The organism is Mycobacterium sp. NGS24 (assembly GCF_059813065.1).
In genome coordinates this window covers 39570-51805 of the sequence record NZ_JCALDW010000022.1, presented here as the reverse complement: position 1 = coordinate 51805, position 12236 = coordinate 39570, and the positions used below count along the sequence as shown (strand labels likewise).

Here is a 12236-nt window from a genome sequence, read left to right as displayed (position 1 = left end):
ACCGATGTCGTGGGCGGCTGTAGCCAGCACCCTGTGGGCGCACCGGCGCAAGCTCTACGCCGCAGCCGCGATGCTCGCCCCGTTCGCCCTGGTCGCGGTGCTGCTCATGTTTGTGCTGTTCGCCGGCGGCGGCTCGCCGTCGACTCAGGAAGCGGCCCTCACCACACCGCAGTGCGCCCAACAGATGCAGTCCCAGGGGGTCGACGCCAGCCGGGGCGTGCAGTTCGGGCCGGGGCCGGTCAACAACGGCAAAGCCGTCATCGCCGCTGGCATCCAGATGCGGATCCCGGAGAAGGGCATCATCGTCGCCCTAGCCACCGCCATGCAGGAGTCCGGCATGCGCAACCTGGCCAACCCCAATGTGCCCGAATCGCTGCGCATCCCGAACGAAGGCACGGGACACGATCATCAATCGGTCGGCATCATGCAGCAGCAACCGTGGTGGGGAACCATCCGCGACCTGATGACGCCGCGGATCGCGGCGCTGAAGTTCTACGAAGCGCTACTCAAGGTCGGCGGGTGGCAGCAGATGGCGCCCACGGTGGCCGCTCAATCGGTGCAGCGCTCGGCATTCCCTGACGCCTACGCCGACGACGTGGCCGCGGCGACGCTGTTCTACCGACAGCACCTGCGTGAGGTCATGACAGCTGCCGGCCCCGGCGCGCCCACACCGGACTCCATGAACAGCGGAGAAACCGAAAACATGTGCGCCGCATCGCGTCCCCGCGCCTCACGCTCGGTGTACAACTTGTCCAAACTGCCGCCCGGAAAGGCCCCCGAGGACCGCCTGCAGCGCTACACCATCATCACCAACCGCGCAGTTTCGGCGGCCTTCCCCCAGATTCAAACGATCGGCGGTTACCGGCCCGACTCGATGAAGTGGCACCCCCAAGGCCTCGCCCTCGACATCATGATTCCGAGTCCCACCAGCCCGCAGGGCATCGCGCTGGGCAACGGGGTGCTGCAGTTCCTGCTCAAGAATGCCAAGACCCTCGGCGTCGACCACGCCATCTGGCGCCAACACATCTACTACCCCAGCGGCACCTCCGAAGCGATGGAGGACCGCGGCGGCCTGACCGCCAACCACTTCGACCACGTGCACGTCGCCACCATCGGCGGCGGCTACCCCACCCCGCAATCGCGTCCACGCAGGAGAAAATCCCATGGAGTACTACGAACCGCCGCCCAACCCCCTCACCCTCGGACTCGACGGCGCCGCCCTGGCCACCCTGTGGGGCCTGCTCGCCCTGCTGGTCGCCGCTCCGATCACCTACATCGCCGTGCGAGCGATCCACGCTCGCTGGTGCATGTCGGGCAGTGAAGCGCCGCGGCGCCGCAGCCCAGCTCGGATCGCCATCTCCGGTGTAGCGGCGCTGGCCCTAGTCGTCGTCGGCGGCTGGTTCCTCCTCGGCTCGGCGCTCAACCCGACGCTGGCCGCAGCGGACACCGGAAGGACCTCCGACGCCGGACTGCAGCGTGACGCCATTGCCGTCAAAACAGCAGTGGCAGAGCGGTTCCCGCAGATTCAAGACATCTCGGGTTTCCGGCCGGATCCGTTCAGTGAACATGACCAGGGCCGCGCGCTGGACATCCTCATTCCCGGCGACCCGACCAGCGAGCAGGGCATCGCCCTGGGCGACGACATCCGAGACTTCCTGCTGCAGCGCGCCAACGAACTCGGCGTGCAACACGTGATCTGGCGCCAGCACCTCTACCGCGCCGACGGCACCGCCGAGCCGATGCAACCTCGCGACAGCGACGTCGCCAATCACTTCACCCACCTGCACGTCACCACCTCAGGCGGCGGCTACCCGTGACCGTTCAAGCCTGCTGGATCAGCCACTGCGAAAGGACATACGCCATGAACCGCGATTACGACCACCGTGCCAGCAGGAACACCGGCGGTGCGCGATGAGGCAGCGTTGGGCGATGCTGCGCTACCGGTGGCGCCGGATCCCGATGCGCACCCGGATGGGCGCCCTGATCGCGGTAGTCGCGATCGCGGGGCTGACGTGGCAGTACTACTCCGTCGAAGACGTCGCGCAGACCGCGGAACAGGTCGCGCCCGGCGAAATCGACCACGAAGGTCACGATCACGGTCCTGAAGACGGCCACGCGCACGGCGAGTACCAACCCGACCCCAGCGAGCTGCCACCCCCGCCGGACTTCTCCCCCGAGGCGGCCCGCGTCATCGCAGAGCGATTCGCCTCGAACTTCGCCTCCCCCAACGGCAATCGCGAAGACTGGATCGCCCGCGTCGCCCCCGATGTGATGCCCGAGCTGCTCGACCAATACCGGCTCACCGACATCCGAAACGTCCCGCAGGCCAGCGTGGCGAAGGTCGACGGCCCCCTGGCCGCCGATCCGTTCCTCCCCACCTTCCAGATCGCCTACAGCGACGGATCTGCCGTAGAGACCACACTGGAGATGGCTGTGGACGGCTGGAAGATCAGCACCGTCGTCCCCGTGCAGGCCCAAGCACCGCCCCCGCCGGCCGCCCCCGCCGACCCAGCGCAGCCCCCCGCCGCGCCGGCACCGTCATCGGAGACCGTGGCGCCGACCTCCGCGATACCCGGCGCGATCCCGATCTCACTGCCCACGCCGTGAACCACCGGGCCGCGGCCCACCGCACGATTGCGCGACCAGTTCACGGTGTCCGTTCGGCGCCCGATGATGTGCTCAAGTCTCTCGCCCCAACCAGCGGAAAGGACAGCCACCGATGGCTCCCAGCGGCAAAACCGTGCCCGCCAAATCGTCTTCAGCGGCGGCAGCGCCGAGCAGCCGGCCCTACGCCACCAGCGGTGCTGAACTGAACCGGCCCTACGTTCCTGGCGAGAGCGCCGCCGAGCAGAAGCAGGCCGCCGAGAGCTGGCGCTGGATCCTGATGGCTGCGCTCGCCGTGGCCGCCGTTCTCGGATACACCAAGCTCTGGCCGGCCGCCCAGCAATTCCTCTACCGCCCCTCACCAGCACGGGACTACTTGCTGCCGCCCTCCCCGGAGCCGGTGTACGTCATCGCCGGCGTCGGCGTCGGATGGTTCTGGATCCTGTTCATCGCCGCCCCGGTGGTGACCGCGGTCCTGGCCGGACTGTGGTGGGCCATGCAGTCCTGGTCCAACCACCGTGCTCGCACCGGGCACACCGGCCACGTCCGGCCGGGACAGCACTGGACCGGCGAGCAGTACCCCACCGTGCCGCTCATCCTGGTCGGCGCCGCCGTGCTACTGGCGGCCTCAGGTGTGCTGCTGCGCTGGGCGGCGCCCTCAGCCGCCCACCTGCCGGGCCGTCTTCTCGTGGTGGCGGTACTCCTGGCCGCGGTGTTCGGGTTCTGGCAGTACTCCCGCTGGGCCTACGCCCGCGGCCTGGTCACCCGTCAGATCAACAAGATCACCTTCCTGATCTCGCCGGCGCTGGGCTGGCCCGATCTGCGGGCTGGGCGCGTGCGGGTCGAGCGCTGCGCCCACCCCCGCGGAAAGCCAGCGTTCCCCAAGGTGATCAGGCTGCTCTACGGTCAGCACCCCCGCTCGGTCGGCGAAGAGCTCACCGCCGAGATCGCCGCAGTCCTGCACGAAGTCACCGGCCATACCTACGCCTTCGAGCACGACCCCCTGGCGCGGGCGCTGACCGCGACCGAGACCGTCGTGGTCGAAGAGGATGTGGTGGTCGACGCCGAGTCGGTCCTCGCGCCGTTGGTGGCGTCCTGGTTCGATGCCGCGGCTCACATCGCCTCAGTGACCGTCGACAAACCAGCCCCGGTCGTCGACTCCGCGGTCGGCACGGTCGAGGCGATGCGACGCGCGCTGCACCCGCTGACTCCCCACGACGACGAGGGGACAATGAATGCGCAGCTAGACATGGACGAGGAGTTGGCCGCGCGGTCGGCGTCCACCGGTAACGACGCGATCGCCGCACGGATCCGAGAGTTCACCGTCGGGTTCGCCTATAACCTCAAGGTCAGTTCGGCCTTCCGGCGCGGAGCGATCGAGGGCATGGTCTCCGACTCGCTGGGCGGCTCCTGGGAAGCCGAGTGGAGCATGGCCTCGCGGCGCGTCCGATTCGTCCGCAGCCCCGGCCTGCCGACCATGGTCGATCCGCCCCTGGACTTCCCCGAGGTGACTCGGGCCAGCGTCCGCTCCCTCTACAAGAACACCGTCATCCCCTTCGGTATCGACGCCTACGGCAACGTCGTCGGCTGGGACTTCAAACAGTCACCGCACTTCCTCATCGCCGGCGCGACCTCCACCGGCAAGACCTCGGTGCTGATGACGATCGCCACCCAGTGCGCGCGCCGAGGCTTCAACGTCGTCTGGGTCGACCCGAAGGGCTTCGACTCCCCCGGCATGCGCAGCTGGCCCAACGTCTCACTGGTCACCGCCGGCACCGACGAAGACGGCCTCGTCGGTCACACCGCAGCGTTGCGCCTGATCGCCGACACCATGACCGACCGCCTGTCTCAGGTGAAGATCAACCCCAACCGGGCCGACGACTTCGATCCCATCATCGTGATCACCGACGAGTTCTCGAACCTGGCCGTCGCCCTCGGCCAGTTCTACAAGACCTACAAGACCTCCAAGGAACGCGGCGAACCACCGACCGCGACGGACATCGGCATCCTGCTGCGCACCGCCCGCGCCGTCGGCATCCACATGGCACTGGGCATCCAACGCCCGGACACCATGTTCATCGCCGGTGAAGCACGTGACAACACCGCGCTACGCGTCGCGATGGGACGTCTGCGCTCCAAAGACGCCGCCATCATGATGTTCAACGATGCAGTGGCCGGCACCAGATTGCAGCCCGGCATCAAAGGCCGCGGCACCGTGCAATTGCCCGACGGATCATTCCGCGAAATGCAGGCCTTCTACACGCCACGCGTGCCCGCAACCGAGGAACAAGACGCCGCCCTCACCGACCATGAACGTGCCATCTTGAACGAGCTGCAGAACGTGGACAGTTTCTGGCCTCGCCGCGTCGTCGACAGCGCTCTGCGCGGTTACGATCCCGAGGACGACGAGCAAGAGATGTCGTTCAAGATGATCCGCGAATCGCCCGTCGTTCTGGCATCGGATCGCCCCGATCTGGATCCCCTGCACCCGTCCTACGTGCGGCCGATGATGGCGCTTCGCCGGCCGACGATGGACGACGAGCACGGCGACGTCATCGACGACACGCCAGCGCCACATCAGAGTCCGTCACCCAGTGCGGCCGGCGCAGCCAAACCGGCACCGTTCAACGACGTAGTAGACGGCTTCGACGACGAGTATCTGCCCACCGTCGACGACGAATACGGGCCACCCATTCCGGTGTCGGCCAACGAGCTTCAACACGGCGATCTGGTCAATATCGGTGACGTTGACGGTGTCATGGACTGGAAGTACGTTCACGCTGAGCCCTACCTCACCGACGACGTTGACGGTGGTGACCGGCTGGTGATCCCGTACCGGGACCTCGACGACGGTCGCCATGCAGGCGACATCGACGTCGATCCCTACGAAGTGATGCAGGCTCGGCAACTGCATATGCACTAGACGCGAACGCGAAGGAGAGTCGGTAATGGCACCCAGGAAGAAGAACGGCCGGGCCGCCGCAGAAGCGGCCTACGCCAATCTGCTCAAGGACAACACCGCTCTCGTCGGCGACGTCGGAGAAGCCTTCGACCGCTACGTCGCCAGCCTGGAGGCCGCAGCCCAGGCCCGCGACGAGTTCGAGCAAGCGCGCGCGGCCGCCGTGAAAGCCGGTGCAGTCACCAACGACCAGCTCGACCAGATGGGCTACAAGAGGACCTCGAAACTGCCCGCCCCGCCGGCCCGCCCGGCGGACAAATCCAGCCAGGAATCACCGGGGGCCGATGCCGGCTCCTCGCCTGGCCCGAACACCAACGGTGCCGCGCCGGCGGCATCGCAACTGGCGTCCACGAGCGCCGGAACAGGGGAGGGAAGCTGACATGACACCGATCGAACTACTGGCGCAGCAATCACAGGAACAGCACGCGCGCTACCACGCCCTGTTCGGGCTCAGCCCGGTCGGCGGCGAGGGCCTGCGCGACCTGGCGCGTCGCGCCCGAGAGGTCGGCCTGCGCGAGCGTCAGGTGCGCCAAGGCGTCATCAACCTCAACTTCTCGACCAGGGTCACCGGATGAGCACCGGAAGCGGAGGCCCCTTCGCCCAAACCACCGGCCTCGACAACCTGCCGCTGGACAACTTCGGCGGCACCGCTGACAGCAGCGCCGACGTCACCGACAACAGCGCCGACGTCAACGTCACCGGTGCCAACGACGTCGCGGCCAACGCCCAAGCAGAGGCCGCGGAGATCGCCGCGGTGCCTGATCCGCAATCGCCCGCCGGCCAGGCGGCCATCCTCGCGATCATCGAGAAGTACCACGGCAAGAGTGCCGGCACCGTCGAGGGATCGGCGGCCACCGAGCAGGCCAACGGGTCGCAGGCCGCCGACAGCGGCAGCGACAAAGACGATGACGACGACAAAGGCAGCGACGAGATGAGCGGCACAGGCAGCGGTACCAGCCTGATGGACATTCTCGGTCAGCTGCTCGGTGCCGGTGGCTCGGGCATGCAAGGTATGCAGGGCATGAATCCGATGGGCCAGCAGGGCATGAGCCCGTTTGGTCAGCAGGGCATGAGCCCGTTCGGTGACCCCTACGGCCAGCAGGGAGCAGCCACGCCCGCAGCGGACCCGTTCGCCGACCCGTTCGCGGGATCGTCGGCAGGTGGTGCGCCGGCGACCACAGCCGGCTACAACGCTGCTGCCGACCCGTTTGCGACTGCACCGTCAGGGGGCAGCGGAACGGTCACCGCGGCCAGCACCGATGCCAACGCCGCCGCAGACCCGTTCTCCACCGCCGACAACAGCAGCGACGGCAACACCGACAGCGAAGACAGCGACGGCGAAGCGGCCGAGCAGGGCGCAGATCCCGCGGCGGCGTCGGAATCGTCGTCCTCGGGTGTGGATGCCGGCGCGTTCGGCGGTGCCGACGGATCGGCGGTCCCCGCTGATCCCGCCTCCGCCAGCAGCGGCGCCACCCAGTAAAGAAAGCAGGTCACTTCACCGTCATGACGTCGACCACCGCTGCCAGCAGCACCCCGGTCACCTCCTGGTGGTACGGGCAAGGCCGCGCGGTCGACGTCGTGCGGCGGCTGGAATCGCTGTACAGTCTCTCCCCCGCGCCGGCCGGCCCCGCGGGGCTGATCACCGCTCGACGCGACGAGCTGGTAGTCACCTTCGTGGCCGGTCTCAAGTCGCCACTGCCCTACCCCTGGAGGACCGCGGACTCCAGCAACGAAGCCCGCATCCCATGGGAAGCGGTAGACCCAAACCTCGCGCCCGACCCGGACCACCCCGTCTACCTGGTGGCGTTTGGCACCACTGACGACGGAGCCCTTATCGGACTCAATCTTGCTGCCTTCCAACGCATCCGCATCGACGGCGAGGCCAACGTCACCACCGCTCTGATCAGTCGCTGGGTGCTCGAACTGCTGACCACCCACCCCGACATCACCATCGGGGTGACCTCCGACGTGTGGCGCGGACCCTTCACCACCCGTGTGCGCCCGGTGGCCGTCGGACGTGTCCCCCAGGTCGACGTCCTGATCTGCGGACCCGACCTCACCTACACCGACCGCGCGCAGATCGTGTCCAACGCCGCCAGCAGGATCATGGTCGACCTCGGCAAGGACGCTGCCATCGACACGAAGTGGACCATCACGTGCGGGCCGGATCGGTTCGGCCAGATCAGCAACGGCGTGACCCGGCCCATGACGGCAACTTTGATCCTCCCGAGCCCCGCCGTCGTCGAACGCTGCGCCGATCTACTCACCGACCAGCCCATCGTGTCCCCCGCTCCACTCGAACCGGCTGCGGAAGCTTTCGAGGAGATGCAGCCCGCCGGCGAATTCGATGACACCGACACCGATCCACGCCTGCCGGTGTGGACACCACCGCCGACCGCCGCCAGCGAAGACAGCGCTGAGCCGATCGACTTCTTTGCCGGTCCGGGCACTGCCGCCGAGATCGACGACGAGACCGCCTCATGGCCGGCAGAGGACGATGATTTCGCCGCCGCGGACCTACCTGACGGCGGCGCGGCGCCGCTTCCAGTCCCCGTCGACGCGACCGCGGCGCCGGACGTGCTCGACGACCGGCCCGCGGAGCCCGCACCATCAGAGCCCGAACTCGCGCCGGCATCCAGTGCCGCTGAGGGCGCCAATGACGAGCCCGCGGCGGGAACGGCGGCTCCCGAGATCGCTCCCATCTGGAACCGCATCCTCGGCCAGGTCGACCTCAAGCCGCCTCACAGCGCTCAGTCACCCGGCCCGCGCGAGAAGCGCCTCAACGAACTGACGGTGTTCCTGCAGCACAACCGCTTCGCCGACAGCGGTGAGATCATCCGCGCCGTCTTCAACGGCGGCGCCTCCGAAAAGACCGTCACACAACAGGTTTCACTGCTTCGAGCAAGACTTGGGGTGACCCACGTTGGCGGCCCCAAGGCGCTACCGCCGATGAAAGACGGCGGTTATGTGCTCCACAATGCGGTGCGATCGGACTGGATGGAGTTCGAGCGGCTCGTCGAGATCCTCATCGACACGACCTCGACGGCCAACCTCGTCGCTGCGATGAGCCTGGTCACCGGGCCACCCCTGGGCGGGGTGCCGCCGAAGGAGTGGGCTTGGACCAAGGATCTGCGTGACGAGATCCGCGATCGCGTCGCCGGCGCCGCCGTCGTCCTGGCCGGCCGCCACCACGCGACCAAGAACTTCAGTGCCGCAGTGGAAATCGCGCGCAAAGGACTTTGGTACGACAACGCTCGCCAGGATCTGTGGCAGACCGGTATGCAAGCCGCTCTGGACGGGCACGACAAGGACGCATACCGGGCACTGCGCAGCCAGTACCTCAGCACCGTGCCCGGACCCGACCGCGATCCGGCGGTACTCGATCTGACCAAACAAGCAGGGTAGGCCCAGATGCACTCGATCACGCTGTCCCAGTTCAAAGATGACGACGATGAAGTCATCACCACGGCCGCTACCGACCCGCCGGCGATGTCGGTCTCGGTGCGTACCACCGGCGAGATCGTCGACGTCGACGCGCAACCCGAACGGCTCAAATCCCTGGGCGCGGACGGCCTCGGCGAGCTGTTCACCGCATGCGCACAATCAGCGTTTGCCCACCGATACGACCCACTGCAAGACGACCGGTAACGAGGTGTCTCGCCAGGGCACCGAGCCGCCGCGAACTGTCCGATCTGACGCCAGCACTCGACCTGGGCACAGCTGCCGCAGGTGCATGCGCGCAAACACGCCTCAGCGCTCGCGGCAAACGCTCACGACCAGGTACAAAGGCAATAGGGCCAACTGTGCAAGGCGCGTCGGGATGGTGAACAGCACCGTCACCTGATCGCTCACCGAGGAGCGGAGATGCAACACAGGCAGGGACCTGAAACGGGGAGGAGGCACTGATGAGTAGGACGTCCGGTCCTGACGCCCAGGAGTGCTCGATGCCGGCCCCGTTCGCACTGCCCCACCTCCCCGGCTGCGGTGACCCGATCTCCGCTGAGCGGATGCCGCGCTCCATCTGCCCGGTGACACACAACCCGCCTCGTCGGACAGCACAGGGGACGAGGAAAACCCAGGTCAGTGCGGTTCCGCTGAGGGCAAGGCCGATGTCCATCGACGCGTTGCCCGCGATTCCCCCGAGCCCGATCTAGGAGAGTCATGACCCAACCGAACGAGCCGACGCCCACCCCCACACCGGACATCGTTTATCCCTCCGGGCCACCCGGAGGCTTCGACGACGGATCCCCGCTGTACCCGGAGGGCGGGCCCGGCCCCGACGGCACCTGGCAGGTCCCCCAGTACCCGCCCTACATCCCCGAATCGCAGTTCGACGCCTCGCAGGGGATGCCGCGTTCCACCCTGGACGGCATCCACGGCACAACCGGAGATGAGCCGGTGCGGTGGTCACCGAGTCAACCCGGCGAGCTGCCGCCCTACTGGATGCACGACTACGTGCAGGATCAGACCGACCCAGACCTGTGGTGGCCCGACAAGCGCCCCCTTGCCCCCGGCTCGGTGCAGCCAGCCTCACACAACGGCGACAACTCAGGCGGTGCTGGTGAGGACAAGCTCGACGTCAATCCGGCTGACCTGACCAACGCCAGTGAGCAGTACGCCGAGCTGCAGGCCGCCGCCGCGGCGATCGGGCCGCAGGCCGTCGACGAGGTGAACCGGATCATCGCCAGCCACGGCGCCATGGGCTACCCGGTGGCCGTCGGAGTGGTGGCCGGCCTGGCGAGGCGACAGGCCATGTTGGAAAAGAAGGCCGCTGATTTCGGTGTGTACTCGACACGATTCACCGAGCATGCCGCGTCGTATCAGACCGGCGACTCCGACGGCGCTCAACGCATCCAATCGGTGTCCACCCCCGGCGACTGGGACGACCCCGACGAAATTTGGCCTGAATACATCGACCCAGGTGGTGCCGCCGCGGGCCCCAATGCTGGCCCAGCTATTCCGCCGGGGTTGCTGTCGACTTAGTGCGTTGCCGGTGCCGCCGGAAAAACTGGTGTTCCGCCGGCGCGTCAACTCGGGAGAAAATACAGTCATGGCCGCTTTGAATGTCGACACGGACGGGTTTCGCCGCACCGGTGAACTCGTCGACCTGGCCGGGGCGCTGCTGGGCTCGGACTTCGACGACCCGACACCGACGCCGCCCTGCGCGTCGGATCCCGCGTCAGAGACCATCATGCGCAACCTCAACGCCCGCCATCAGTGGTTGCTCGGGCACGTCCGCGCTGGGTCCGACCAAGCCTCCAACGCCGCGGCTGGCATGAACGACACGGCCGCCAGCTACGAGACCGGCGACAGCCAGGGCGCCGCATCCTTCGGTCAGTTCGGTGGCACCTCTCCAGGCGGCGCGCCAGCGGCCACGATGAGCGGCTCGGCCAAGCCCTCAGCGGCCCCGTCCGCCATGCCGACCTTCGACCCGATCCCCGATGTCAGCGGCACAGAGGGCGAGTCACTGGCACTGCAGCTGGAAACCGGGGCCGGAACCGGACCCGCAGTGACCGCGGCGACCCGGCTGACCACCCTGGCAGCCCGCGCGGCCGCAGCTAACGCCAGCCTGGTCAACGCCCATACCCAACTGCTGGCCACCGGTGAGTCCGCGGCGACGCCAGGGATGGCTACCAAGCTCACTCGAGGAATCGCCTTCACCGAAGCTATCGCCGGGCACGCCACCGCCCTAGCTGCCGGATACGAATCGGCGGGCAACCTACACACCCTGACCTACGGACAGGTTGGCCCGTCGGTCAGCTGGACCACGCTGAAAACAGAGCTGGCACAGGTACAAGCGCTCAACGCGGCGAGCGGCGGCGCTCATCAGCCCCTCGTGGACGCCTACCAACAGACCCTCGACGACAAAGAAGCCCTTAAAGGGGTGGCCGCGACCGGCTTGCAGGCCGGCGGCGAGGTCGTCAGCACCCCTCCCGGCGACGTGCCCGATCCCGGCATGGACCCCAACGGTCACGAGCCCGGCGAGTCGGACGAGAAGAAGGACAAGGGCGAAAAGAAGTCTGCGGCCGAGGAACCGTCGGGCGGTATGCAGGACATGCTGCAACCGCTGATGGGTGCGCTCGGCCCGCTCACACAATCGCTCGGCAAGGCCAACCCCCTGCAGTCGGTCGGCCAGATGGCCCAACAACTCGGCGAGCAGGTCAGCAAGCTCGGGGGCGATGCTGCAAAGAAGGCCGCCGGCAACCCCCTCAAGCCCGCGGCGTTGGCCAAACCTTTGGCCGGCGCAGGGAAAGGCAGTGGTGGCGGCGGAGGGGGAGGCAGTCCCATTAAACCGTCGAGCAACCTGCCCGGAGCCACCCACCCGGCGTCGTTGACCGGTTCCCCCACCGCCACACCATCGAGCGCCGCTGCACCCCTGAAGCCGGCGGCAGTCGCGGCAGCCGGCAGCGGCGCAATGGGCGGCGGCATGATGCCGATGGGAGGCCGGCCCGGCGGTGACAACAAATCCTCGAAGATCAACAGCTACGAGGACCCTCTGGCCGAGGTCGAGGGCACCGGCCGCCCCGGTGTTGTCGGTGAGACGCCCAAGGCTGCCGCGCCCGTGGTGAATCCGGACGCGCAGAACGCCGTCAAGGAACGTTTGGCCCGCCGGAAGAAGGACGCTGCCGGCGACGGCGATGGATAGCTGCGGACACGTTGACCGCCGTGTCCC

At 67.7% G+C, this 12236-nt stretch carries 11 protein-coding genes; all 11 read left to right on the top strand.

Features of this window, described 5'->3' with window-relative positions; genetic code table 11:
• Positions 1-4 precede the first annotated feature (4 nt).
• The gene (locus AC5Y6Y_RS22395) at positions 5-1321 is read left to right on the top strand and encodes a VldE C-terminal domain-containing protein (protein WP_499930380.1); all 1317 of its coding nucleotides are present in this window, start codon (positions 5-7) and stop codon (positions 1319-1321) included.
• Positions 1308-1817, top strand: a complete 510-nt coding sequence (locus AC5Y6Y_RS22390) for a VldE C-terminal domain-containing protein (RefSeq protein WP_499930378.1) — start codon at positions 1308-1310, stop codon at positions 1815-1817. The genes AC5Y6Y_RS22395 and AC5Y6Y_RS22390 overlap by 14 nt, the downstream gene beginning before the upstream one ends.
• 94 nt (positions 1818-1911) lie before the next feature.
• Entirely contained in the window at positions 1912-2607 is a 696-nt protein-coding gene (locus AC5Y6Y_RS22385; RefSeq protein WP_499930376.1) for a hypothetical protein, read from the top strand.
• 112 nt (positions 2608-2719) lie between these two features.
• Entirely contained in the window at positions 2720-5527 is a 2808-nt protein-coding gene (locus AC5Y6Y_RS22380; protein WP_499930374.1) for a type IV secretory system conjugative DNA transfer family protein, read from the top strand.
• 25 nt (positions 5528-5552) lie between these two features.
• Complete coding sequence (locus AC5Y6Y_RS22375) at positions 5553-5942, top strand: hypothetical protein (RefSeq protein ID WP_499930372.1); 390 nt, start codon at positions 5553-5555, stop codon at positions 5940-5942.
• 1 nt (position 5943) lies between these two features.
• Entirely contained in the window at positions 5944-6138 is a 195-nt protein-coding gene (locus AC5Y6Y_RS22370; protein ID WP_499930370.1) for a hypothetical protein, read from the top strand.
• Positions 6135-7043: a hypothetical protein gene (locus AC5Y6Y_RS22365; RefSeq protein ID WP_499930368.1), complete on the top strand. Its 909-nt coding sequence runs from the start codon at positions 6135-6137 to the stop codon at positions 7041-7043. The genes AC5Y6Y_RS22370 and AC5Y6Y_RS22365 overlap by 4 nt, the downstream gene beginning before the upstream one ends.
• Before the next feature lie 23 nt (positions 7044-7066).
• Positions 7067-8968 (top strand): AfsR/SARP family transcriptional regulator, encoded by a 1902-nt coding sequence (locus tag AC5Y6Y_RS22360; protein ID WP_499930366.1) that lies wholly within the window; start codon positions 7067-7069, stop codon positions 8966-8968.
• 6 nt (positions 8969-8974) lie between these two features.
• Positions 8975-9211 (top strand): hypothetical protein, encoded by a 237-nt coding sequence (locus AC5Y6Y_RS22355; protein WP_499930364.1) that lies wholly within the window; start codon positions 8975-8977, stop codon positions 9209-9211.
• A 513-nt stretch (positions 9212-9724) separates the two neighbouring features.
• Positions 9725-10546, top strand: coding sequence for a hypothetical protein (locus AC5Y6Y_RS22350; RefSeq protein ID WP_499930362.1), 822 nt, complete (start codon positions 9725-9727; stop codon positions 10544-10546).
• A gap of 67 nt (positions 10547-10613) precedes the next feature.
• A complete protein-coding gene (locus AC5Y6Y_RS22345; RefSeq protein WP_499930360.1) occupies positions 10614-12209 on the top strand; it encodes a Fis family transcriptional regulator in 1596 nt (531 codons plus the stop codon).
• The last annotated feature ends 27 nt before the right edge of the window (positions 12210-12236 follow it).

Excerpts from the sequence above, each read along its gene's own strand:
- AC5Y6Y_RS22370 (WP_499930370.1), top strand. The coding sequence starts at position 5,944 with ATGACACCGATCGAACTACTGGCGCAGCAATCACAGGAACAGCACGCG.
- AC5Y6Y_RS22365 (WP_499930368.1), top strand. The coding sequence starts at position 6,135 with ATGAGCACCGGAAGCGGAGGCCCCTTCGCCCAAACCACCGGCCTCGAC.
- AC5Y6Y_RS22355 (WP_499930364.1), top strand. The coding sequence starts at position 8,975 with ATGCACTCGATCACGCTGTCCCAGTTCAAAGATGACGACGATGAAGTC.
- AC5Y6Y_RS22380 (WP_499930374.1), top strand. The coding sequence starts at position 2,720 with ATGGCTCCCAGCGGCAAAACCGTGCCCGCCAAATCGTCTTCAGCGGCG.
- AC5Y6Y_RS22375 (WP_499930372.1), top strand. The coding sequence starts at position 5,553 with ATGGCACCCAGGAAGAAGAACGGCCGGGCCGCCGCAGAAGCGGCCTAC.
- AC5Y6Y_RS22395 (WP_499930380.1), top strand. The coding sequence starts at position 5 with ATGTCGTGGGCGGCTGTAGCCAGCACCCTGTGGGCGCACCGGCGCAAG.
- AC5Y6Y_RS22350 (WP_499930362.1), top strand. The coding sequence starts at position 9,725 with ATGACCCAACCGAACGAGCCGACGCCCACCCCCACACCGGACATCGTT.
- AC5Y6Y_RS22385 (WP_499930376.1), top strand. The coding sequence starts at position 1,912 with ATGAGGCAGCGTTGGGCGATGCTGCGCTACCGGTGGCGCCGGATCCCG.
- AC5Y6Y_RS22345 (WP_499930360.1), top strand. The coding sequence starts at position 10,614 with ATGGCCGCTTTGAATGTCGACACGGACGGGTTTCGCCGCACCGGTGAA.
- AC5Y6Y_RS22360 (WP_499930366.1), top strand. The coding sequence starts at position 7,067 with ATGACGTCGACCACCGCTGCCAGCAGCACCCCGGTCACCTCCTGGTGG.
- AC5Y6Y_RS22390 (WP_499930378.1), top strand. The coding sequence starts at position 1,308 with ATGTCGGGCAGTGAAGCGCCGCGGCGCCGCAGCCCAGCTCGGATCGCC.